General features: G+C 64.3%; 22 protein-coding genes. 14 read left to right on the forward strand and 8 right to left on the reverse strand.

Annotated elements, in window-relative coordinates; genetic code table 11:
• Positions 1–85 precede the first annotated feature (85 nt).
• From JOE27_RS19625 to JOE27_RS19640, 4 genes are all read left to right on the forward strand, one after another.
• Positions 86–2,077, forward strand: a complete 1,992-nt coding sequence (locus JOE27_RS19625; protein ID WP_204919517.1) for a hybrid sensor histidine kinase/response regulator — start codon at positions 86–88, stop codon at positions 2,075–2,077.
• A gap of 125 nt (positions 2,078–2,202) precedes the next feature.
• Positions 2,203–3,855: an acyl-CoA dehydrogenase family protein gene (locus JOE27_RS19630; RefSeq protein ID WP_204919520.1), complete on the forward strand. Its 1,653-nt coding sequence runs from the start codon at positions 2,203–2,205 to the stop codon at positions 3,853–3,855.
• Positions 3,856–3,923: 68 nt separating this feature from the next.
• Entirely contained in the window at positions 3,924–5,387 is a 1,464-nt protein-coding gene (gene amn, locus JOE27_RS19635; protein ID WP_046785144.1) for an AMP nucleosidase, read from the forward strand.
• Positions 5,388–5,393: 6 nt separating this feature from the next.
• Complete coding sequence (locus tag JOE27_RS19640; protein WP_239539346.1) at positions 5,394–6,023, forward strand: pseudouridine synthase; 630 nt, start codon at positions 5,394–5,396, stop codon at positions 6,021–6,023.
• A gap of 101 nt (positions 6,024–6,124) precedes the next feature.
• Here the strand turns inward: JOE27_RS19640 and JOE27_RS19645 are convergent, their stop codons facing one another.
• Together JOE27_RS19645 and JOE27_RS19650 are read right to left on the reverse strand one after the other, a co-directional pair.
• Entirely contained in the window at positions 6,125–6,328 is a 204-nt protein-coding gene (locus JOE27_RS19645; protein WP_012312580.1) for a DUF2788 domain-containing protein, read from the reverse strand.
• 32 nt (positions 6,329–6,360) lie between these two features.
• Entirely contained in the window at positions 6,361–6,837 is a 477-nt protein-coding gene (locus JOE27_RS19650; protein WP_003249795.1) for an Lrp/AsnC family transcriptional regulator, read from the reverse strand.
• A 394-nt stretch (positions 6,838–7,231) separates the two neighbouring features.
• On the opposite strand from JOE27_RS19650, the gene JOE27_RS19655 reads away from it, so the two are divergent.
• Positions 7,232–8,077: a DUF6515 family protein gene (locus JOE27_RS19655; RefSeq protein WP_204919522.1), complete on the forward strand. Its 846-nt coding sequence runs from the start codon at positions 7,232–7,234 to the stop codon at positions 8,075–8,077.
• Between the two features lie 3 nt (positions 8,078–8,080).
• Here the strand turns inward: JOE27_RS19655 and JOE27_RS19660 are convergent, their stop codons facing one another.
• Positions 8,081–8,950 (reverse strand): cation diffusion facilitator family transporter, encoded by an 870-nt coding sequence (locus JOE27_RS19660; protein WP_012312582.1) that lies wholly within the window; start codon positions 8,948–8,950, stop codon positions 8,081–8,083.
• A 25-nt stretch (positions 8,951–8,975) separates the two neighbouring features.
• Entirely contained in the window at positions 8,976–9,395 is a 420-nt protein-coding gene (locus tag JOE27_RS19665; RefSeq protein ID WP_204919525.1) for a polyribonucleotide nucleotidyltransferase, read from the reverse strand.
• A gap of 117 nt (positions 9,396–9,512) precedes the next feature.
• On the opposite strand from JOE27_RS19665, the gene hrpB reads away from it, so the two are divergent.
• Positions 9,513–12,041 carry an ATP-dependent helicase HrpB gene (gene hrpB / locus JOE27_RS19670; protein WP_204919527.1) on the forward strand — a complete coding sequence of 843 codons (2,529 nt, stop codon included), beginning with the start codon at positions 9,513–9,515 and terminating at the stop codon, positions 12,039–12,041.
• A gap of 12 nt (positions 12,042–12,053) precedes the next feature.
• Here hrpB and JOE27_RS19675 read toward each other — a convergent pair whose 3' ends face one another.
• Positions 12,054–12,710, reverse strand: coding sequence for a YciC family protein (locus JOE27_RS19675; protein ID WP_115273504.1), 657 nt, complete (start codon positions 12,708–12,710; stop codon positions 12,054–12,056).
• 153 nt (positions 12,711–12,863) lie between these two features.
• On the opposite strand from JOE27_RS19675, the gene JOE27_RS19680 reads away from it, so the two are divergent.
• The 4 genes from JOE27_RS19680 (at position 12,864) to JOE27_RS19695 (ending at position 16,599) form a co-directional block, all read left to right on the forward strand.
• A complete protein-coding gene (locus JOE27_RS19680) occupies positions 12,864–13,616 on the forward strand; it encodes a DUF2076 domain-containing protein (RefSeq protein ID WP_125923519.1) in 753 nt (250 codons plus the stop codon).
• A 63-nt stretch (positions 13,617–13,679) separates the two neighbouring features.
• The gene (locus tag JOE27_RS19685) at positions 13,680–14,159 is read left to right on the forward strand and encodes an NYN domain-containing protein (protein WP_012312588.1); all 480 of its coding nucleotides are present in this window, start codon (positions 13,680–13,682) and stop codon (positions 14,157–14,159) included.
• Between the two features lie 144 nt (positions 14,160–14,303).
• The gene (gene yedA / locus JOE27_RS19690) at positions 14,304–15,224 is read left to right on the forward strand and encodes a drug/metabolite exporter YedA (RefSeq protein ID WP_012312589.1); all 921 of its coding nucleotides are present in this window, start codon (positions 14,304–14,306) and stop codon (positions 15,222–15,224) included.
• Positions 15,225–15,279: 55 nt separating this feature from the next.
• Positions 15,280–16,599, forward strand: coding sequence for a DEAD/DEAH box helicase (locus JOE27_RS19695; protein ID WP_012312590.1), 1,320 nt, complete (start codon positions 15,280–15,282; stop codon positions 16,597–16,599).
• Between the two features lie 90 nt (positions 16,600–16,689).
• Here the strand turns inward: JOE27_RS19695 and JOE27_RS19700 are convergent, their stop codons facing one another.
• A complete protein-coding gene (locus JOE27_RS19700) occupies positions 16,690–17,931 on the reverse strand; it encodes a TIGR03862 family flavoprotein (protein ID WP_204920647.1) in 1,242 nt (413 codons plus the stop codon).
• 149 nt (positions 17,932–18,080) lie between these two features.
• Complete coding sequence (locus JOE27_RS19705) at positions 18,081–18,995, reverse strand: histone deacetylase (protein ID WP_204919529.1); 915 nt, start codon at positions 18,993–18,995, stop codon at positions 18,081–18,083.
• Positions 18,996–19,108: 113 nt separating this feature from the next.
• Here JOE27_RS19705 and JOE27_RS19710 point away from each other — a divergent pair, with 113 nt between their 5' ends.
• The 4 genes from JOE27_RS19710 (at position 19,109) to JOE27_RS19725 (ending at position 22,390) form a co-directional block, all read left to right on the forward strand.
• Positions 19,109–19,681, forward strand: coding sequence for a GNAT family N-acetyltransferase (locus JOE27_RS19710; protein WP_204919532.1), 573 nt, complete (start codon positions 19,109–19,111; stop codon positions 19,679–19,681).
• A gap of 91 nt (positions 19,682–19,772) precedes the next feature.
• Positions 19,773–20,642 carry an acyl-CoA thioesterase II gene (gene tesB / locus JOE27_RS19715; RefSeq protein WP_012312594.1) on the forward strand — a complete coding sequence of 290 codons (870 nt, stop codon included), beginning with the start codon at positions 19,773–19,775 and terminating at the stop codon, positions 20,640–20,642.
• Positions 20,639–21,283 (forward strand): HAD family hydrolase, encoded by a 645-nt coding sequence (locus JOE27_RS19720; protein ID WP_204919533.1) that lies wholly within the window; start codon positions 20,639–20,641, stop codon positions 21,281–21,283. Before tesB ends, JOE27_RS19720 begins: the two co-directional genes overlap by 4 nt.
• Before the next feature lie 96 nt (positions 21,284–21,379).
• On the forward strand, positions 21,380–22,390 hold the full coding sequence (locus JOE27_RS19725) for an NAD(P)-dependent alcohol dehydrogenase (RefSeq protein ID WP_039603560.1): 1,011 nt from the start codon (positions 21,380–21,382) through the stop codon (positions 22,388–22,390).
• Between the two features lie 9 nt (positions 22,391–22,399).
• Here the strand turns inward: JOE27_RS19725 and JOE27_RS19730 are convergent, their stop codons facing one another.
• Complete coding sequence (locus JOE27_RS19730) at positions 22,400–23,098, reverse strand: FadR/GntR family transcriptional regulator (protein ID WP_012312597.1); 699 nt, start codon at positions 23,096–23,098, stop codon at positions 22,400–22,402.
• Between the last annotated feature and the right edge of the window lie 220 nt (positions 23,099–23,318).

Genomic DNA, 23,318 nt, shown 5'->3' on the forward strand with positions numbered 1-23,318 from the left:
CGATAAACGGGCTTTACCGGAATTCGTCGTCTCATAGGGATAGGGGGCCATTGCGACGTGTCCGGGCACGCCATGCTGGGGCCGTATGCGCTATTTGCTGATTTTGCTTCTGGGCTGCTTGCCCGTGCTGGCCACTGCGGTCGATTTCGACGACACCACCCGGTACCTTTCGCTGGGCAGCACCATGCAGGTCTATGAAGACCGCGAGGGCAGCGCCAGCATCGCCCAGGTTACCGCGCCCACCTTCGCCAAGCGTTTTCGCCTGCACCGTGAACAAGTGCTGAATGCCGGCTATTCGACTTCGGTGTTCTGGCTCAAGGTCGATTTGCGCTACCTGGCCTCGGCCAACCCCGCACCGCGCCAATGGTTGCTGGAGCTGGCGTACCCGCCGCTGGATCACCTCGAGCTCTATCTGCCGGGCGCCGATGGTACCTACCGCCTGGCACAGCGTACAGGCGATGCCTTGCCCTACGACAGCCGGCAGATCCGCCAGAACAACTACCTGTTCGAACTGCCGCTGCAGCCCAATCAGGCGACCACCGTCTACCTGCGCCTGCACAGCCAGGGCTCGGTACAGGCGCCGTTGGCGCTGTGGTCTGCCGAGGCCTACATGGAAGAGCAGCCCACGCGCCTGTATGTGCTGGGGATGATCTACGGGGTGTTGCTGGTGATGCTGGTGTACAACCTGTTCATCTTCCTCAGCGTTCGGGACGTCAGTTACCTCTACTACATCCTCTATATTGCCTCGTTCGGCTTCTACCAGGTGTCGGTCAACGGCGCAGGGGTGGCGTACTTCTGGCCGAACAGCCCCTGGTGGGCGAATGCCGCCACGCCCTTGTTCATCGGTGCTGCCGGCTTGTTCGGTTGCCAGTTCGCCCGCCACTTCCTGCGCCTGGGCACGATCAGCCGAGGGTTCGATCGGCTGCTGCAACTGTTGATGCTCGGGGCAGTGCTGGTGATGCTGCTGGCGGTGAGCATGCCCTATGGCATTGCCTTGCGCATGGCCACTGTGCTGGCCCTGCTGTTCACCGTCAGCATTTTCACTGCGGGGCTATACGCCTGGGTGCGCGGTCTGCGCGTGGCTCGCTGGTTCATCATTGCCTGGACGGCGTTCCTGCTGGGCGGGCTGGTCAATACCCTGATGGTGCTGGGGTACCTGCCCAATGTGTTCCTGACCATGTATGCCAGCCAGCTCGGTGCGGCGCTGGAAGTGGCGTTGTTGTCCCTGGCCCTGGCCGACCGTATCAACAGCATGCGCGAACAGCAGGCGCAGACCCTGCGTGATACCGGGCGGACACTGGAACAACTGAACCAGCAGCTGGCCAGGAGCAACCACCTCAAGGATGAATTCCTGGCCACGATCACCCATGAACTGCGCACCCCGATGAACGGTGTTATCGGCTCGCTGGAGCTGATGCACACATTGCCGCTGAGCGCCGAGATGGCCCAGTACCACCGCACGGCGGTGGGCTCTGCGCAGAACATGATGGACATGGTCGACGATATTCTTACCCTCACCGAGCTGCAGGCAGGTCGCCTGCGCGCGCAGCCGGTGCCGTTCAGCTTGCGCCGCACGCTTCAGGACCTGCGTGCCGGCTACGCTGGAGCGGCCCTTGGCAAAGGGCTTTACCTGAGCCTGGACATTCCCGCAGAGCTGCCGGACGAACTGCTTGGCGATGCGCATAAGTTGACGCGCTGCCTGGGTTGCCTGGTAGACAATGGCCTGAAGTTCACCCACCAGGGCGGCGTGATGGTTCAGGTGCGCGGCCGTCGGCTTGGGCCCGACAGCCTGGCGCTGACTTTCACTGTCAGTGACAGCGGCATCGGCTTCGATGACCTGGACCAGGCGATCCTGTATCAGCGCTTCTTCCAGGTCGATGGCTCGATGACCCGGCGCTACGGTGGCCTGGGCATCGGCCTGTCGATCTGCCGGCAGTTGGGCGAGGTGCTGGGGGGCACGTTGATGCATGAGTCTACGCGGGGGTTGGGCAGCCGTTTCGAGTTGACGCTGAATGTGGCGATAGCGCAGGTGCAGGTAACGGCGGGCAGGGCGGCTTCGGGGGTTACCCGGTTCTGAAGGCTGCCGGGCGCATGCCACGATGGTGTGCGTTGCCACCTGTTTAGTCATTATTGTCACTTTGACTGGCCCACAGGGAGTGCTTCACTGGGACTTTCATGCATACCCGGCCCCAGGAGCTCCCGATGAACCTGCACCAGTACGCTGAAACCCACGAAGTCACCAATCAGCCACCGTCCCTCGACGGCGCCAACCTGTACCGCCTGGACCTGCCACTGCAGGAGTGGTCGCGGCGTTTCGGTGCCGGCTGGGCCGAATCGCGGATCGATGCCTACGGTGCCTTGGCCGGTGGGCCCCTGATGGTCGCAGGCTTTCTGGCCAACGCGCACAAACCAGCGTTCAGCAGCCATGACCGTTACGGGCACCGCATCGACCTGGTGGAGTTCCACCCCGCCTACCACGAGCTGATGCGTACGGCCGTCGAACACGGCCTGCCGTCGTTGCCCTGGGCCGAGCCGCGCCCCGGCGCCCATGTAGCCCGGGCATCGATGACTTACCTGCACAGCCAGGCAGAAGCCGGTACCGGTTGCCCGCTGACCATGACCTTTGCCGCTGTCCCCGCACTCAGGCTGCAGCCTGAGCTGGCCGAGTACTGGTTGCCGAAGATTCTCGCCCGCGAGTACGACCCCCGCAACGTCGGCGATCAGCACAAGGCGGGCGTGACCATCGGTATGGCCATGACAGAAAAGCAGGGCGGTACCGATGTACGCGCCAACACCACCCGCGCCTATCCTGTCGGCAGCCCGGGGCCGGGCCAGGCCTACGAGCTGGTTGGGCATAAATGGTTCTGTTCGGCGCCGATGTGCGACGCCTTCCTGACACTGGCGCAGACCGACAAAGGCTTGAGCTGTTTCCTCTTGCCACGCCATCGCCCGGATGACAGCCGTAACCAGTTCTACATCCAGCGCCTGAAGAACAAGCTTGGCAACAGCTCGAATGCTTCCAGCGAAGTGGAGCTGCGTGGCGCTCTGGCCTGGATGGTCGGCGAGGAGGGGCGCGGAGTGCCAACCATCATCGAGATGGTGGCCATGACCCGCTTCGACTGCATGGTCGGCTCAAGCGCCCTGATGCGCCAGGCCTTGACCCAGGCTACCCACCACTGCGCGCACCGCAAGGTCGGCGGCCGGGTACTGAGCGAGCAGCCGCTGATGCAGAACGTGCTGGCCGATCTGGCACTGGAAAGCGAAGCGGCCCTGGCCTTGAGCCTGCGCATGGGGCAAGCGCTAGAGCAACTCGATGATCCGCAGCAGGCGCACTTCGCCCGGTTGGTCACGGCGGTGGGCAAGTACTGGATCTGCAAGCGCGCGCCGGCGATGATCAACGAAGCTGCCGAATGCCTGGGCGGCGCCGGTTATGTCGAGGACAGCATCCTGCCGCGCTTGTACCGCGAAGCACCGGTCAATTCCACCTGGGAAGGTTCGGGCAACGTCCAGTGCCTGGACGTACTGCGTGCCTTGTCCAAGGAGCCGGGTGTGCTCGATGCGCTGTTCGCTGAACTGGGCGATGGCCATGGCGATCCACGGCTGGCGGCGCACATCGGCAATCTCAAGGGCGCGTTCGCCGACACGGGCGACATTCAGTATCGTGCCCGGCAGCTGACCGAGGACATCGCCCTGGCCCTGCAGGCCAAGCTGTTGCTGGAAGCGGGCAACACCTCAGTCAGCGATGCCTTCATCGGCAGCCGGCTGGCCGGCGGCGGTCGCGTTTACGGGGCATTGCCGCGTGGCGCCGATGTCCAGGCGTTGGTGGCACGGGCCACGCCGGTCTGGCACGGCTGACAGGGGGTGTTTTTACCGGCGAAGGCAGGCAAGATGGCTGACATGCATGTCCAGACAGGAAGCACAGTGTGAGCCAAGCCTTTGTAGTCGTTGATACCCCCGAACAGGCCGTCGACCGTCTGGCGGCCTTGCATGAACAGGCCACCGGGGCCCTCAGCCAGGCCCTCAAGCGTTACCTGAAGGACCGCACCGAGCCGGACGCCGACGAGCGCGCCGTTTACCGCTACCCGGCCTTGCGCCTGACCTATTACAGCCACGGCGAAGTCGCCGCCACCACCCGTGCCTATGCCAAGGTACAGGTGGCGGGCACCTACAGCGTCACAGTCACCCAGCCTGCGGCATTTCGGGGTTATCTGCTCGAGCAGTTGCGCCCCTTGATGCACGACTACACCGTGACCGTCGAGGTAGGCGTCAGCGAGCAGAACATCCCGTACCCTTACGTGGTCGACCAGGGCGATGAACTGGCGGGCAGCGGCATCACTGCCGCCGAGCTGGCACGGGTATTCCCCAGTACCGACCTGTCCGCCGCCACCGACAACATCGCCGACGGGCTGTGTGACTGGGGCAGTGCCGAAACCCTGCCGCTGGCGCTGTTCGACGCCGCCCGCGTGGACTTCTCGCTGCGCCGCCTGGTGCATTACACCGGCAGCGACTGGCGCCATGTGCAGCCTTGGATCCTGCTGACCAACTACCACCGTTATGTCGACCAGTTCATCAGCCATGGCCTTGAACAGCTGCGTGACGACCCGCGTTTCGTGCGCATGGTGCTGCCGGGCAACGTGGCGATCGAAAAAGGCATGGACCATGGTGAGGCCCAGGCCCTGGTGGCCAGCGTGGTCTGGCACCGCTATCAGATGCCGGCGTATCACCTGATCGCCGCCGACGGTGATGGTGTCACCCTGGTCAACATCGGCGTCGGCCCGTCCAACGCCAAGAACATCACCGACCACCTGGCCGTGCTGCGTCCGCATTGCTGGCTGATGATCGGCCACTGTGGGGGCCTGCGTCAGTCGCAGACCATCGGGGACTATGTGCTGGCGCACGCTTACATGCGCCGCGACGGTATCCTTGACCGGGTGGTGCCGCCGAACATCCCGATCCCGGCCCTGGCCGAGGTGCAACTGGCGTTGCAGGAGGCGGCAGCCCAGGTTACCGGCGAGCGGGGCGAGGAATTGAAGAAGCGCCTGCGCACCGGCACCGTGCTGACATACGACGACCGTAACTGGGAGCTGCGCTGGGCCCAGGAACGGCCGCTGATCAACCTGTCGCGGGCCGTGGCGGTAGACATGGAGAGCGGCACCATCGCCGCCCAGGGTTATCGCCTGCGAGTGCCATATGGCACCTTGCTGTGTGTGTCCGACAAACCGCTGCACAGCGAAATCAAGCTGCCTGGGTCGGCCAACGCCTTCTACAACCGCGCGGTCAGCCAGCACTTGAAGATCGGTATCGCCGCCCTCGACCTACTGCGCACCGAGCTCAATTCGCTGCACTCGCGTAAACTGCGCAGCTTCGATGAGCCGCCGTTCCGCTGAGGATCCATGCCACTGCCACCCCGTTCCAAGCCGCGCCACCCCAAGGCGCGGCCTGCCGGCCCAAAGCGCCAGCCCAAGGCGCCACCGGCCGAGCCTCGCCTGATCCTGTTCAACAAGCCGTTCGATGTGCTTACCCAGTTCAGCGACAGCGATGGCCGTGTCACGCTCAAGGATTACATCGATATTCCCGGCATTTACCCGGCCGGGCGGCTGGACCGTGACAGTGAGGGTTTGCTGCTGCTGACCAACGACGGCGGTTTGCAGGCGCGCATCGCCGACCCCAGGCACAAGCTGGCCAAGACGTACTGGGTACAGGTGGAAGGCGAGCCGAGCGATGAGCAGCTAACGCGTTTGCGCGAGGGCGTGCAGCTCAATGACGGGCCGACCTTGCCTGCCGAAGCACGGCGCCTCGATGAGCCTGAGCTGTGGCCGCGCAACCCGCCGGTACGCTTTCGCAAGAGCGTGCCGACAAGTTGGCTGGAACTGGTGATTCGCGAGGGGCGTAACCGCCAGGTGCGGCGCATGACAGCGGCGGTGGGCTTGCCGACTTTGCGCCTGGTGCGGGTGCGGATCGGTGATTGGGCGCTGGATGGGCTGGAGCAGGGGTGTTGGCGCGAGGTGCCGGCCAAGCTGTAATGCTCGCTGGCTTCATCGCCGGCAAGCCGGCCCCCACAGAAAATGCGCAGGCCTTGGCATTCGTGGGCGCCGCCTTGCCGGCGCTGCGGCTTGAGAGGGCGCTACACCCCTTCCAGAAACCCCACGACCACGGTCTTGATGATAAAGGCCAGCACCCCCAGCCCTAGCACGAAGAACAGGATCATCGTGCCAAAGCGCCCGGCCTTGGATTTCTTTGCCAAGTCCCAGACGATGAAGCCCATGAAACCGATCAGCACGGTGACCAGGATGATCATCATCCATTCTTCAAATACAGCCGGATCCATCTGTGTGTTCTCCAGGCAAGCTCAGCAGCCAATCAACGAAGGTGGGTCAGGGGCAGTTCGGTACTCGCCAGCACCTGATTGAGCACGAAGCTCGAGCGCACGCTGGTGACGCCTTCGATGCGGGTCAGGCTGCCCAATAGCAGTTTCTGGTAGTGATCCATGTCCGGTACCACCACCTTGAGCTGATAGTCGGCATCCATGCCGGTTACAAGGCTGCATTCGAGCACCTGTGGCAAGTTGCGGATGGCCGCCTCGAAGGTCTCGAAGCGCTCCGGGGTGTGCCGGTCCATGCCGATCAGCACGTAAGCCGTCAGGCTCAGGCCAAGCTTTTTGCGGTCGAGCAGGGCGACTTGCCGTGAGATATAGCCGTCGTCTTCCAGTTGCTTGACCCGACGAGAGCAGGGTGAGGGCGACAGGCCAATGCGTTCGGCCAGCTCCTGGTTGGAAATGCGCGCATCGCGCTGCAATTCGGCGAGGATGCTCAGGTCGTAGCGGTCAAGCTTGCTCATGGAAAAGGCCTTTTCTGATCAGATTGCGGTGAATTATCGATCCAGGGTTAAAAATTGCGCAAGTGCTATTTATCTGAGCAATCTTCGCAATCCGCTGCCGCCCCCTGTCCCGTATCTTTATCAACAGAATCACTGCCCGGACATCAGTCCACGGCGACGCGCCCTAGGCGGGCGGTCGCGGCCAGCCATCCAACAGGATCCGCCAGGCCCCCGGGCTACGTACCTCCACAAGAGCGTATGAGGTGAGCCGGCGCCACAAGTGCCGAGCACGGACGACAATTCTCAAAGGGAGGCCTCAAGGCCTCCCTTTTTTCATGGCCGCGATTTCATCTGTTTGTCCGTTACAGGCACGGTAGACTGGCAGCGTGCCGTTATCTTGACCGTGAGGAACAACATGAAGTCGCGCATCTGGCAGTTGGCAGGTGTTGGTTTGCTTGGCGTGAGCATCTGCCTGGGGGCGATGGCCCAAGGCCCTGACGACGGGCATGGTGGCAATGGCCGGCAGGATTCCAACGGTAGTTACGAAGGCCGTTCGCCGCTCAACTCGCGCGATGAAGTGCACCAGACCCAGCCCGCCCGCCAGGGCTACTACCAGGATATTCCCCGGCGCAATGCCGATTACCGGCACTGGGAGGCTGGCGGCCCTGGTCAACGGCCTGGTGGCGACTGGCAGGGGCGGCCGGATGGCCATGGCAATGGCTGGGGGCCGGGGCCGCAGTATCGCCCCGGGCATAGCATCGACCATTTCCCGGACCGCTACTGGAAAGTGCCCTACCGTGGGCAGGACTATTTTTACTCAGGTGGTTACTGGTACCGCCCGCATGGCGGCAGCTACATCGTGGTAGCTCCGCCTTACGGGGTGCGGGTCGGCTACCTGCCATCCTATGCACGTGAAGTGTGGGTGGGGGGTGCCTTGCTCTTCCTGGTGGCCGATACGTATTACCAGTACCTGGCAGACAGCCAGGAGTACGTGGTGGTCAGCCCGCCTGCGGTTGCACCGGCACCGGTGCCCGTGGCGCAAGCCCCTTCAGGCAACGCATACGATGTGGTGGCCTACCCGATGCATGGGCAAGGCCAGGAGCAGCAGGACCAGGACCGCTACCAGTGCCACCGTTGGGCGGTGAGCCAGTCCAACTTCGACCCCGCAACCGCCCCCAGCGCACCGCCGGCCAATGTTGCAGACAACTACCGGCGGGCGCTGGGGGCGTGTTTCAGTGGCCGGGGCTACAGTATCAATTGAGCCTCAGACGGGGTCGGCATGCACCATCACATCGGCCTGTGGATAACGCTGGCGGATGACTTCAGAGGCCTGAACGCACAGGGCATGTGCTTCGTGCAACGGCAACTGCCCCGGCAGCTCCAGATGCAGTTGCACGAACCACTGATTGCCCGACACCCTGGTGCGCAGGTCATGCACACCTTTGACCCCGGCAATGCCCAGCACCAGTTCGACCATGCCCTCGCCGATGTCGCCGGGCAGTTCCTTGTCCATCAAAATTGCCGTGCTTTCCCGGGCGATCTGCAGTGCGCTCCACAGGATGTACAGCGCGATACCCAGGCCAAACAGCGCATCCAGCTGCGGCCAGCCGTAGCGCGCCAGCAGCAAGGCCAGCAGGATGCTGCCATTTAGCAGCAGGTCAGAGCGATAATGCAGCGAGTCGGCACGCACCGCCGTTGAGCCTGTCACACGCACCACCTTGCGTTGCAGCGCCAGCAAGGCCAGCGTCAGTACCAGCGACAGCAACATCACGCCGATACCGATTGCAGTATCACCCAAGGGCTGTGGCGATTGCAGGCGCTCGGCGGCCTGAACCCCGATCAGTACCGCACTCACGCCGATGAACACTGCCTGGGCCATGCCTGCCAAGGCTTCTGCCTTGCCGTGGCCGAAGCGATGGTCATCATCAGCCGGGCGTAGCGCATAGTGCACTGCGAGCAGGTTGAGGAACGAGGCAACCGCGTCCAGCGCCGAATCGGTCAGCCCGGCCAGCAGGCTGACCGAGCCACTCAGCCACCAGGCCACGGCCTTGCTCAGCACGAGGATGCTGGCCACCGCGAGCGAGGCCCGGGTGGCCAGGCGTAGCAGGCGCTGGTGTTCAGCCGAGGTGATCATGCCGACGGTGGTTTCCTTGCAGGTTTCAGGCTGCCGGCACCAGGCCGAACGCTGCCAGTTGCTCGACGCTGCCGCGATGCTGGATCAACCGCGGGTCGTCCAGCGGCAGGCGCTGGCCCAGTTCGCTTTCGAGAATGGCCTGCAGCTTGAGGTTGTCGACCTTGCCATCGGGCTTGATGGCCTCGCGCAGTTTCTCTGGCGCTACTTGTGCCGTGGTGCCCCCAGGGTAGTAGATGGCACCTGTGGCGAAGTCGACGCCAAAGGCAATCAGGCCTGGGATCACGTAGAACAGGATGCCGATGGCATCGAGGGCGACGATTACGGGGTCGACCTTGCCCTCGATCTGCCCGCGGCGTTCGGGGTAGAACAGCGTGCCGCAGGCCGTCAGCTGGGTCAGCAAGGTGGCGATGAGGGCGCCACCGATGACGCGGGATGGGATGCGCATTTGAATCTCCGAAGAAAGTTGCCTCAAGGTGGGGCGATACGCCGGCACCTGATGCTAAGACCATGATAGAGCAGGCTGGGTTCGCCGTTATACTCGCCAGACTGTTCGAGGACCACCATGATTTCCTTACCGATCGATGCTGCCCTGCCGGCTTTGCGCCATGCCTTGGAAAACCGTCACGAAGCGGTGCTCGAGGCGCCGCCCGGCGCAGGCAAGACCACCCGTGTACCGCTGGCACTGTTGAATGAACCCTGGCTGGCCGGGCAGACCATCGTGATGCTGGAGCCGCGCAGGTTGGCGGCGCGTGCGGCGGCAGAACGGCTGGCCAGCGAGCTGGGCGAGAAAGTCGGTGAAACGGTGGGTTACCGCATTCGCCTGGACAGCAAGGTCGGGCCCAATACCCGTATCGAAGTGGTCACCGAAGGCATCCTGACCCGCCGGTTGCAGGCAGACCCTGCGCTGGAGGGGGTAGGGCTGCTGATCTTCGATGAGTTTCACGAGCGCAGCCTGGATGCCGACCTGGCCCTGGCGCTGAGTCTCAATGGCCGGGAGCTGCTGCGCGACGACCCGCCGCTGAAAATTTTGCTGATGTCCGCAACCCTGGAGGGCGAGCGCCTGTCCCGGCTGCTCGACGACGCGCCGGTGATCAGCAGCGAAGGCCGCATGTACCCGGTTGATATTCGTTGGGGCCGGCCGTTCCAGCCAGGGGAATTCATCGAGCCACGGGTGGTGGACAGCGTGCTACAGGCCTTGGCCGATCAACCCGGCAGTGTGCTGGTGTTCCTCCCAGGCCAGGCTGAGATCCGCAGGGTTCACCAACGTTTGCAGGAATCATTGGCCGAGCGCCCGGGCATTCTGCTGTGCCCCTTGCATGGCGAACTCGACCTCAATGCCCAGCGTGCCGCCATCGATCCGTCGCCCCAGGGCCTGCGCAAGGTCGTGCTGGCCACAAACATCGCCGAGACCAGCCTGACCATCGACGGCGTGCGCGTGGTCATCGATGCCGGCCTTGCCCGGGTACCGCGTTTCGACCCCGGCAGCGGCATGACGCGCCTGGACACCCAGCGTATCTCCCGTGCCAGCGCCACCCAGCGGGCTGGCCGTGCCGGGCGCCTGGAGCCGGGCGTGTGCTACCGCCTGTGGTCAGAGGCACAGCACGACCAGCTGGCAGCGCATGGGAGTGCCGAAATCCTCCAGGCAGACCTTGCGGGCCTGGCGCTGCAACTTGGCCGATGGGGTGTTGCGCCTGACCAGTTGCGTTGGCTGGACCAGCCTCCAGCGGCGGCATTTTCCCAGGCGCAGGACCTGCTGGCGCGGCTTGGCGCTTTCAAGCTGGGCAGCCGCGACAACCTCAGTGAACACGGCCAGGCCATGGCCGAGCTTCCGGCTCACCCGCGAATCGCTCACCTGCTGCTGCGCGGCCAGGACCTGGGCTTGGCCGCGATGGCTTGCGATGTTGCCGCCTTGTTGGGCGAGCGCGACATCCAGCGCGCAGGTGGCGCCGACCTGCATGACCGGCTGGCGCTGATCAGCGGTGACAGCAAGGCCAGCCGTGGCGGCCAGGGCGGTGTGCAGCGTGCCCGGCAGTTGGCCCGCCAGTATCGGGGGCTATTGCGCGGCAAGGCCGGTGCGGCGGTTGCCGATCCTGAGCATCCACGCTGGCTCGGCGCCCTGCTGGCGTTGGCTTATCCCGACCGGGTTGCCCAGCAGCGTCGCGAGGGCGGGGCCGAGTATCGCCTGGCCAACGGCCGTGCCGCCTTGTTCGCCGAGGCCGATGCACTGATGAAATGCCCGTGGTTGGTCATCGCCGACCTGGGCAGCCGCCAGGGGCAGCGGGAAGAGCGGATTTACCTGGCTGCCGAATTCGACCCGGCGCTGCTCGACGATGTGCTGGCCGAACAGGTGGAGCGCGTCGACATTCTCGACTGGGACGAGCGCGAGCAGGTGTTGCGTGCCGAGCGTCAGACCAAGGTCGGCGAATTGGTACTCAGCCGTGAACCGTTGCCTGGGCTGGATGATGACGCCCGCGCCCGGGCACTGCTCGGCCTGGTACGGCGCAAGGGCCTGAACCTGCTGAACTGGACGCCAGAGCTACGCCAGTGGCAGGCGCGAATAGCGCTGTTGCGCCAGCTTGACCTGGAAAAAGACGGCCACAGCGAGTGGCCCGACCTGGGCGATGAGGCGCTGCTTGCCAGCCTGGAACACTGGCTGCAGCCTTATCTGGGCAAAGTCTCCCGCCTGAGCCATTTCGCCGCCCTGGACCTGCCTTCGATCTTGCGTAATCTGTTGCCCTGGCCGCTGCCCCAGCGCCTGGACGAATGGGCGCCCGCGCACCTGGCTGTGCCGTCGGGCTCCAGTATCCGCCTCGACTACAGTGAAAACCCGCCGATCCTCGCCGTGCGCCTGCAAGAGCTGTTCGGCCTGGCTGACACGCCGCGCATCGCCCAAGGTCGCCAGCAGGTCAAGCTGCACCTGCTGTCGCCAGCGCGCCGGCCAGTGCAGGTGACGCAGGACTTGGCCAACTTCTGGCGCACCACCTATGCAGAGGTGAAGAAGGACCTCAAGGGTAGATACCCCAAGCATTACTGGCCGGACGACCCGCTGGTGGCGGAGGCCACCGCGCGGGCCAAACCGCGCGGTACCTGACTGGGAGGCAGTTCAGGCGTCGTTCTTGCTCTCCAGCAGCATGAACAGGCGATACAGCACCACGGTACTGAACAACTGCAGGAAGCCGAGCAGGCTGGCCATGGCCAGCTCCAGGGCGGGTGCAGGCTCGGGGAAGGCGATCAGCAGCAGCCCGTCGATCAGCCAGATCGGTGCGAGCACGGCAAGTACGCAGAGCATGATGCGCATGAAGTGCCCGGTGGTCATGCGTGCGCTTTCGCGCATCGACTGCACCACCGGCAGGCCGCGCAGCACCAGCAGATATTCGGCGAACACCAGGTTGATCATGATCCATACCCCCGGGAAGACCAGCAGCGCCAGCCCGGCCATGATCAGCAGCGAACTGATCATGATCAGCAGCGCCAATTGCGGCCATAGCTGCATGGCGCGGGCAAACAGCTCGCGTTTGGGGATCTCCTGGCCGTTGCTGCGGGTGTCGAGGTAAAGAATCAGCGCTGCACTGTAAAGCGGGTAGAACAGCAGGCTCACCAGCATGCTGTAGGCCGGTGATGCCTGGTCGCCCAACTGCTGGTACAACAGTTGGGTTACCAGGGCTTCGAGTACGACCAGCGGCAAGCACAGCTGGATGATGTTTGCCAGGTGGCGGCGGAAGAAGTAGAGGGAGTCGCGCAAAACGCTCAGCGGATTCATCGGTCAACATCGCATGGCAGTAAAAGCAGGGGCCTAACTTTAGCCCAGAGCAGTCAATTGCTGAAAAAAGTTTCACCAGGCCAGTGATTGAATCCGCCGCCTGCGCGCCCCATCTTTGACACGTCCGATGTCCCGCTTCCCACGAGGTAGCCCATGAACACTGAAGAACAAACCCTGATCGATGGCCTGTTTGGCCGCATCAAACAAGCCGAAGACCCCAGCCAGCCGCGTGATGCACAGGCCCAGGCGCGCATCGAGGAACACCTGCGCGAGCAGCCGGCGGCGCCTTACTACATGGCCCAGGCAATCCTGGTACAGGAGGCTGCGCTCAAGCGCCTGGACGAACAGAACAAGCAACTGGAAGCAGAGCTCAAACAGGCTCGTGCCCAGGTCGAGGCTTCCCGCACCAGCAGCACCAGCAGTGGTGGCTTCCTCTCCAGCATCTTTGGCGCCAGTGGGCGTAATCCGCAGCCTGCCCAACCATCACAGCAGCCCCAGCGGCCTGCCACGCCGGTCGCGTCGGCAGGCGGTTGGCGTGAGCCGAGTGCCCCGGGCTTCTCCCAGCCGCAGGCTGCGCAACCTGGTTTCGGCGCCGCGCCGGCTCGGGGTGGTGCCAGCAGCTTCCTGGGTGGTGCGATGCAGACCGCTGCCGGTGTGGCCGGTGGTGTGTTGCTGGCACAAGGCATCAGCAGCCTGTTCAACCACCACTCGCAGCCGGAAGAGGTGGTCGAGGTGATCAAGGAAGAACCGGCCCCGGCCAGTGATACCGCTGGCTGGAACGACGAGGGCGCGCAGCCGCAGGTGGCCGACAATGGTGGCTGGGGCGCTGACCAGGGTGGTTTCGCTGACAGCGATTATGGCAGCGATGATGGCGGCTTCTTCTCGGACGACGACACCTTCGTCTGATCGGTCTGGCATACTGCTGGCATTTTCGGGGGCGCGTTGCGCCCCTTCAGCCGAGGGTATGTAGTGAAGAAAATCGCACTGTTCGCCGATGTGCAGAACCTCTACTACACCGTGCGCCAGGCCCATGGCTGTCACTTCAACTACACCGCGCTGTGGTCTGAAGTCAGCCGCGAGGGTGAGATCGTCGAGGCCGTGGCGTATGCCATCGACCGTGGGGACAGCAAACAGCAGCAGTTCCAGCAGATCCTGCGCAACCTTGGTTTCGATGTGCGCCTCAAGCCGTTCATACAGCGCAGCGATGGTTCGGCCAAAGGTGACTGGGATGTGGGGATAACCCTGGATGTGATCGATGCAGCCAGCCGTGTCGATCAGGTAGTACTGGCTTCGGGCGATGGTGATTTCGACCTGCTGCTGGAGCGGGTGATACAGCGTCATGGCGCCGAGGCGGTGGTCTACGGTGTGCCGGGGTTGACCGCCATGTCGCTGATCCGAGCGGCCAGCCGCTATGTGCCGATCGAAGGGCGTCTGTTGTTGAAGCATTGAGGCTCGGCGGCGCTTGATTGCCATTGCGCCGGATACCCAGTCATTACGCAAATTGTGCCGCCCAATTAATCCGGTTTTGTAACTTAATTTTGGCGGCGAGGCTCCCTAAACTCATTTCCCCGTAAACGGATTTCGAGTTTTGCCATGCCTGCCTCCCGCCGCTTCCCGTTATTGCTGATTGGTGCCTTTCTGGCCTTGTACCTGGTCTGGGGCTCGACCTACCTGTTCATTCGCATCGGTGTGGAGTCCTGGCCACCGATGCTGATGGCCGGGGTGCGATTCCTTATCGCCGGCGGCCTGCTCTATGGGTTTTTGCGCTGGCGCGGGGTGCCGGCGCCGACCTGGCCGCAATGGCGTGCGGCAGGGGCCATCGGTTTTCTGCTGCTCAGTTGCGGCAATGGTGGCGTGACGGTTGCAGAGCATGCTGGCGTTGCCTCCGGCGTCGCTGCGCTGGCGGTGGCTACTGTGCCGCTGTTTACCTTGGTGTTTGGCCTGCTGTTCGGCCATCGCAATTCGCGCCTGGAGTGGGCGGGCATCGTCCTTGGGCTGGTTGGCATCGGCCTGCTCAACCTCGGCTCTAACCTGCAGGCCAGCCCCATCGGTGCGGCGCTGATCTTGTTTGCGGCTGCCGCCTGGGCGTTCGGGTCGGTCTGGAGCAAGAGCCTGCCGTTACCCCAAGGCCCCATGGCCAGTGCGGCCCAGATGCTGGTCGGTGGTGCGGTATTGCTGTTGGGCAGCGCCCTGTCGGGTGAGCGCATGACTCAGATGCCCACTGCGGCAGGCTGGGGCGCATTGGCTTATCTGGTCTTGTTCGGCTCGATCCTGGCATTCAGCGCCTACATGTACCTGCTCAAGCATGTGCGCCCGGCGGCGGCCACCAGCTACGCCTATGTCAACCCGGCGGTTGCAGTGTTGCTTGGTATCGTCTTTGCCGGCGAGCAGATCGGCGCAGAGGAATGCCTGGCGATGGCGGTGATCATCAGTGCCGTGGTGCTGATCGGCCTGCCGCAGTGGCGCAGGCCGGCGCAGCCCACTGCATCGCTTGAGGGCGAAACCTGCAAGTAGGCCGGGGTGTTGCGGTAAACTTGCCGCCTTCGCTGAACCCCCTGACGGTATTGCCATGAATTTCGCCAAACTCGGCCTGATCGAACCGTTGCTGCGTACCCTGCAGCAGCTGGACTACACCACCCCGACCCCGGTTCAGGCCCAGGCCATCCCCGCCGTGCTGGCCGGCCGCGACCTGATGGCCGCAGCCCAGACCGGCACCGGCAAGACTGCCGGTTTTGCGCTGCCTGTGCTGCAGCGCCTGGCCCTGGAAGGGGAAAAGGTCGCCAGCAACTCGATCCGTGCGCTGGTGTTGGTACCGACCCGTGAATTGGCCGAGCAGGTGCACAACAACGTGCGTGAATACGCCGAAAACCTGCCGCTGAGCACGTACGCGGTGTATGGCGGGGTCAGCATCAACCCGCAAATGATGCGCCTGCGTCGTGGCGTCGACCTGCTGGTGGCTACCCCGGGGCGCTTGCTCGACCTGTTCCGCCAGAACGCGGTGAAGTTCAACCAGGTGCAGACCCTGGTGCTCGACGAAGCCGACCGCATGCTCGACCTGGGTTTTGCCGAAGAGCTGCAGTCGGTATACGCGGCCCTGCCGCGCAAGCGCCAGACGCTGCTGTTTTCCGCTACTTTCTCCGACCAGATCCGCATGCTGGCAGGGCTGGCGCTCAATGACCCGCTGAGCATCGAGGTCAGCCCGCGCAACGCGGCTGCCACCACGGTCAAGCAGTGGCTGGTGCCGGTGGACAAGAAGCGCAAGGTCGACCTGTTCTGCCACCTGCTGCGCAAGCAGCGCTGGAAGCAGGTACTGGTGTTTGCCAAGACTCGCAATGGCGTAGACCAGTTGGTCGAGCGGCTGCTGGGCGAGGGAGTGAACGCCGATGGCATTCACGGTGACCGCCCGCAAGCCACGCGCCAGCGCGCGCTGGACAGCTTCAAGGCCCGTGAGATCCAGGTACTGGTCGCCACCGACGTTGCCGCCCGTGGCCTGGACATCGACGACCTGCCGTTGGTGGTCAACCTCGACCTGCCGATCGTGGCCGAGGATTATGTGCACCGTATTGGTCGCACGGGCCGTGCCGGCAATAAAGGCGAGGCGATCTCGCTGGTGTGCGCCGATGAAGTGCAGCAGTTGGCCACGATCGAGACGCTGATTCGCCAGACCTTGCCGCGCCACGAGGAACCGGACTTCATTCCCGATCACCGGGTGCCGATGACCGATGCCAGTGGCCAGGTGATCAAGAAGCCGAAAAAGCCCAAGAAGCCGAAAGAGAACAGTGCCAAGCGCGGGCTGGGGCGCTGGATGGACAGTGGCGACGAGGCTCCGGTCAAGTCGGTGCGCAAAGTGCCCAGCTTCAATACCGGGCCGAAGAAGCGCAAGCCTTGAGGTCTTGGGGCTGCTTTGCAGCCCTTTCGCGACACAAGGCCGCTCCTACGGACAGTCGCGAAAGGGTCGCAAAGCGGCCCCCGCATCCTGTCAGGAAGACCGCGGCAGCCAATCCGCCGCCGCCCGCCCGGCCCGCAACCCACTGGCAAAGCACGCCGTCAACAGATACCCCCCCGTCGGCGCCTCCCAGTCCAGCATCTCGCCGGCACAGAACACCCCAGGCATGCCCTTGAGCATCAACCCCTCATCCAGCCCCTCGAAGCGCACGCCACCGGCACTGCTGATCGCCTCGTCCAGCGGCCGGGTGCGTACCAGCGTGATCGGCAGCGCCTTGATCGCTCGCGCCAGGGCGGGCATGTCGGCAAACGTCGCCTGATCGGTCAGTTCACGCAGCAGTGCCGCCTTCACCCCGTCGATGCCCAGTTGGCTGTGCAGGTGCTTGGCCATCGACCGCGAACCACGCGGCTTGGCCAGGGCCTGGGCAATCTTGTCCACAGGCTTGTCCGGCAGCAGGTCGAGCAGCAGCGTTGCCTGGCCGTCGCGGTTGATGGCCTCGCGCAACGGTGCAGACCAGGCATACACCAGGCTGCCCTCGACACCCTGGGCGGTAAGGATGAACTCACCTTTGCGCGTTGCCGTGCCTGGCATGCCCAAGGCGATGTTCTTCAGTGGCGCGCCGGCGAACTTGTCCTTGAGCAGCGCACTCCAGCCTGCGACTTCAAACCCGCAGTTGCTCGCTTGCAAGGGGGAGATATCCACAGCCCGTTCGGCCAGCACAGGTTGCCAGGCGCCGTCGGAGCCCAGCCTGGCCCAGCTGCCGCCACCCAAGGCCAACACAACAACATCAGCCTTTACCTGCAGTTCGCCCTGTGGATAAGCGATTTGCAAGGCGCCGTCGGCGTGCCAGCCCAGCCAGCGATGGCGGGTGTGGATAACCACGCCGCTGTCGCGCAGGCGTTTGAGCCAGGCGCGCAACAACGGCGCGGCTTTCATGTCGGTAGGGAATACTCGGCCCGAAGTGCCCACGAAGGTTTCGATGCCCAAGCCGTGAATCCACTGGCGCAGGGCATCGGCATCGAAGTCGCCCAGCAGCCGCTTTATCTCGCTTTCGCGTTCGGCATAGCGCGCCACGAACTGGGGATAGGGCTCGGAATGGGTAATGTTCATGCCGCCGACGCCCGCCAGCAGAAACTTGCGGCCCACCGACGGCATGGCGTCGAACACCTGCACTGCCAGGCCCGCCTGGGCCAGGGCTTCGGCGGCCATCAGGCCGGCGGGGCCGGCGCCGATGACGACAGCCAGGGGAGGGGATGCGGGGCGTAGATCGGACATGGTGGTCAGCAGGCTGTGGAAAAGACCGCGCATTCTAACGCAGCAGGGGACATGCAAGCACTGAGCAAAAAATGATCAGTATGCTGCAGGGCACGGTGGTAAAGGGCTGTAGCGGCTTTCCAGCAGGTTATCCACAGGCGGTTCCACAGTCATTGTGAACAACTGATGACCTTCGCCGCGCTGTGGTGGAGGATGCCGTGGCGCCGCGCCAGGGCTTCCCTGTCCTTGCTGTAGCCGCCGCCGATCACGCCGACCACCGGGATATCCCGCCCCAGGCAGTGGCGCATGACATGCTCGTCGCGCGCAGCCAAGCCGGCATCGGTCAGTTGCAGGTAGCCGAGGGCATCGTCCTTATGTTCGTCCACACCGGCGTCGTACAGCACCAGGTCGGGTTGATACAGCGGCAACAGGTAGTTGAGCGCGTCTTCCACCACCTTCAGGTAGGCGGCGTCACCCATGCCCCGCGGTAGCGGAATGTCCCAGTCACTGTGGGCCTTGCGCGCCGGGAAGTTCTGTTCGCAGTGCAACGATACGGTGATGGCGTCCGGGGTGTCCTGCAGGATGCGCGCGGTGCCATCGCCCTGGTGCACGTCGCAATCGAAGATCAGCACCCGGTGCACCCGCCCGGCTTCGAGCAGGTAGCGGCTGATCACGGCCAGGTCGTTGAAGATGCAGAAACCGGCTGGGTGGTCATAGTGGGCGTGGTGGGTACCGCCGGCCAGGTGGCAGGCCAGGCCGTGCTGCAGCGCCATTTCGGCAGCCAGCAGCGAGCCGCCCACCGCCCGCACGGTGCGCCGCGCCAAGGCCTCGCTCCAGGGCAAGCCCAGGCGGCGCTGGTCCTCGCGCGACAGCTCGCCGTGCATGTAGCGCTCGATATAGTCGCGGTCGTGGGCCAGGGCGAGGATGTCGTTGGGGCAGATTTGCGGGCGCAGCAAAGCCTGGTCGGTGGTCAGCCCGCTCTCGACCTGGTGGTCGCGCAGCAAGCGGAACTTGTCCATGGGGAAACGATGCTCGGGTGGAAACTCCGGGCTGTAGTCATCGTGGTAGATCAGCGGCAACGGCATGGTGGGTTCGCAATCGGGGCCAGTGCTGATCTTGCCAGTTGTTGGGTTGTGGGTAAAAGTGCTGCGCCGCGCCTACGCTGAACCTGTAGCACGGCAAAACCGGAGCACGCCCCATGACCCCCATCCTTGAACTGGAAAGCGCCCGCCTGGTGTTACGCCAATGGCATGACGACGACCTGCGCGAGTTCGCCGCCATGAGCGCCGACCCGCAGGTGATGCGTTACTTTCCAGCCCCCATGACGCGGCTGGAGGCGGCGGCACTGATCGGCAGGATCCGCGGCCATTTCAACGAATACGGCTTCGGCCTGTGGGCCCTGGAACGCAAGGACAGCGGCGCCTTCATCGGCATGACCGGCCTGCTCAACGTCAACTTCGATGCGGCGTTCGCGCCGGCCGTGGAAATCGGCTGGCGCCTTGCCCGGCGCCACTGGGGCCTGGGCTTTGCCAGCGAGGCGGCGTGGACCTGCCTGCGTTGTGCTTTCGCCCAATTGCGCCTGGAGGAGGTGGTGTCGTTCACTACCGAGGCCAACCTGCCGTCGCAGAAGGTCATGCAGGCCATCGGCATGGTGCAGGACCTGCAAGGCAGTTTCGAGCACCCGCGCCTGCCCGCCGGGCACCCGCTGCGGCCCCACGTGCTGTACCGCATCGACCGGCCCCGCTGGGAGCAGACCTTGCGCGCTGAATGAGCGGTCATGCGCGGTGCCGATGACAAACCCTGTATCATTTACCTTCATGAAAGCGCCGTAGAGCTGTGATGCCTTGCTAGGAGAACCCCCGATGAGTCATGTGTTGGACGACCTGGTCGACCTGTTGAGCCTCGAGTCGATCGAGGAGAACCTGTTCCGTGGGCGCAGCCAGGACCTGGGCTTCCGCCAGCTGTACGGTGGCCAGGTGCTGGGCCAGTCACTGTCGGCGGCCAGCCAGACGGTCGAAGACGCGCGCCATGTGCATTCGCTGCACGGCTACTTCCTGCGCCCGGGCGATGCCAGCCTGCCGGTGGTCTATTCGGTCGACCGTGTGCGCGATGGCGGCAGCTTCAGTACCCGGCGCGTGACGGCCATCCAGAAGGGCCAGACCATTTTCACTTGCAGTGCGTCGTTCCAGTACGACGAGGAAGGTTTCGAGCACCAGGCGCAGATGCCTGATGTGGTCGGGCCGGAGAACCTGCCGAGCGAGGTCGAACTGGCCCGCGCCATGGCCGACCACCTGCCTGAGCGCATTCGTGACAAGGTGCTGTGTGCCAAACCGATCGAGATACGCCCGGTCACCGAGCGTGACCCGTTCAACCCCAAGCCCGGCGACCCGGTGAAATACACCTGGTTCCGCGCCGACGGCACCCTGCCGGACGTGCCCGCGCTGCACAAGTACCTGCTGGCCTACGCCTCGGACTTCGGCCTGCTGACCACCTCGCTGCTGCCCCACGGCAAATCGGTGTGGCAGCGCGACATGCAGATCGCCAGCCTCGACCACTCGTTGTGGTTCCACGGCAACCTGCGCGCCGATGAGTGGCTGCTGTACGCCACCGACAGTCCTTGGGCCGGCAATGCCCGGGGTTTCTGCCGGGGCAGTATCTACAACCGTGCCGGGCAGCTGGTGGCGTCGTCTTCGCAGGAAGGCTTGATCCGTCACCGCAAGGACTGGGCATGAGCCTGGCCGATATCCGCAACTGGGTGTTCGACATGGACGGCACCCTTACCGTGGCGGTGCATGATTTTGCCGCCATTCGTGAGGCGCTGGAGATTCCGCCCGAGGACGACATCCTCACCCACCTGGCGGCATTGCCTGCGGCGCAAGCGGCCGCCAAGCATGCGTGGCTGCTGGAGCACGAGCGCGACCTGGCGGTTGCCTCGACTGCTGCTACCGGTGCTGTGGAGCTGGTGCGGGAGCTGGCCGGGCGTGGCTGCCGGTTGGGCATCCTTACCCGTAATGCGCGTGAGCTGGCGCATGTCACGCTGGAGGCGATCGGCCTGGCGGATTGCTTTGCCGTCGAGCACGTGCTCGGTCGTGACGAGGCGGCGCCCAAGCCCAACCCCGATGGCCTGCTGAAGATCGCCAGTGCCTGGGGTGTGGCGCCGAGCGAACTGGTGATGGTGGGTGACTACCGCTTCGACCTGGATTGCGGCCGAGCGGCCGGGGCGCGCACAGTGCTGGTGAACCTGCCGGATAACCCATGGCCGGAACTGGTGGACTGGCATGCGGTGGACTGCCGGGCTTTGCGGGCGTTGCTGGGCCGAGTTTTCGGTCGTCTGCGCTTGCCCTGCCGCCGGCAAGTTGATCACCGCTGCTGAAGGCTGCCCGAGCACCTGTGGGAGCCAGCTTGCCGGCGATAGGGCCGTTACTGTCTATGCTCACCCCCAGTCTTTTCCCCAAATGGAGAACCAGCCATGACCCATAAAGCCATTTACGTGCAACCCGGCGGCGGCTACGACAAGGTCGAAGTCGGCACCTGCGAGGCTGCTGCGCCCAAGCCCGGTGAGATCACCGTGCGCCTGCACGCCAGCTCCCTCAACTACCACGACTTTGCCGTGGTCAGCGGCATGTGGGGGCCGAGCGAGCGGCGCATTCCCATGGCCGATGGCGCTGGCGAAGTGACCGCTGTCGGGGCGGGCGTCAGTGAGTTCAAGGTAGGCGACAGCGTGGTCAGCACCTTCTTCCCGGACTGGCTCGATGGCCAGGCACTGGTCGAAGGTTTCGCCAGCGTGCCGGGCGACGGCATCGACGGCTACGCCCGTGAACAGGTCACCGCCCGCGCCACCTCCTTCACGCTGGCGCCCAAGGGCTACAGCCACGCCGAGGCCGCCACCCTGACGACCGCCGGCCTCACGGCCTGGCGTGCGCTGATGAGCGACGATCACCTCAAGCCCGGTGACACCGTACTGGTGCAGGGCACCGGCGGCGTGTCGATCTTCGCCCTGCAGTTCGCCAAGCTGGCAGGCGCCACGGTAATCGCCACCTCGTCCAGCGATGCCAAGCTCGAACGCCTCAAGGCCCTGGGCGCCGACCACCTGATCAACTACAAGAGCACCCCGGCCTGGGGCGAGAAGGTGCGTGAGCTCACCGGCAACCGTGGCGTCGATCATGTGATCGAGGTAGGCGGGCCGGCGACGCTGGAGCAGTCGATGATTGCCGCACGGATCGGCGGCCATGTGTCATTGATCGGCATCCTTACCGGTGTCGCCGGGCAGTTGCCGCTGGTTCAGGCGCTGGTTCGGCAGATCCGTCTGCAGGGCGTGCTGGTGGGTAGCCGCGCGCAGCAGCAGGCGATGGTCCGGGCGATCGACGCCAACGGCTTGCTGCCTGTGGTGGACAAGCATTTTGAGCTGGAGCAGATCGTCGAAGCGTTCCGCTACCAGGAGAGCAACCGGCATTTCGGCAAGATCTGCCTGACCTGGTAATCGCCAGCCTCAGTCCGGCAACAACCGGTCCCGGCTGTTGGACAGATGCAGGCAGATCGCCGCCCGCGCCGCATCCGGGTCCTGCCGGCCAATGGCGTTGAGAATCGCCTCATGCTCCAGGTTGGCCAGGTAGGCATGCCGGGCCAGGTTGGCCCCGGCGCGTTCGGCGATGGCCATGCGGTTGCGTGGAATCAGGCCATTGCCCAGCTGCGCCATCATCTCGCTGAAGTACAGGTTGCCGGTGGCCTCGGCGATCAGCAGGTGAAAGCGGCGGTCCGCTTCGATGCAACTGTCACCGGCCGCGGCGAGGTCCTGATAATCGTCCAGCGCCTGGCGCATGCGTGCCAGGTGTTGTTCGTTGCGGCGCACGGCGGCGAGGGCGGCTGCCTGGCCTTCGAGGCCGATGCGCAGTTCCAGCAGGTCGCGCACGCTTGCGGCATTCTCCACTCCCACCCGCAACCCGGCCTGCGCCGGGCGCGCCATCACGAACGTACCAATCCCATGGCGCGGCTCTACCAGGCCAGAGGCCTGCAGCTTCGACAGGGCTTCACGCACCACGGTGCGGCTGACACCGTGCTCGCGCACCAGGGTGTTTTCCGACGGCAGTTTGTCGCCCGGCTTGATGGTGCCCAGCAGGATCTGCTGGGTCAGGCTGGAGACCAGGTCGTGGGCACGGCTGTGGCCTGTTTTGCGGGGCTGCTGGGGCATGGGCCGCTCCGGTTGGCGAGTTAGCTTGTACGACAAGTTAGTCGATAAAAATATTTTCTGCCTGTTTTTTCGCAGCGCCGGACAACCTTAAAAGTGAACTTATTAGCTTTATCGCCGCTTTTATACGATCTATAAGCTTGTATTTTGTGTTTTTAACGACAGTCGCCATCTTGTCGTACAACTGTGCCGCGCATATGCTCTGCCCACTGTCATGTCAGAC

Source organism: Pseudomonas sp. M5 (assembly GCF_016907075.1).
Taxonomy (GTDB): Bacteria; Pseudomonadota; Gammaproteobacteria; order Pseudomonadales; family Pseudomonadaceae; genus Aquipseudomonas; species Aquipseudomonas putida_E.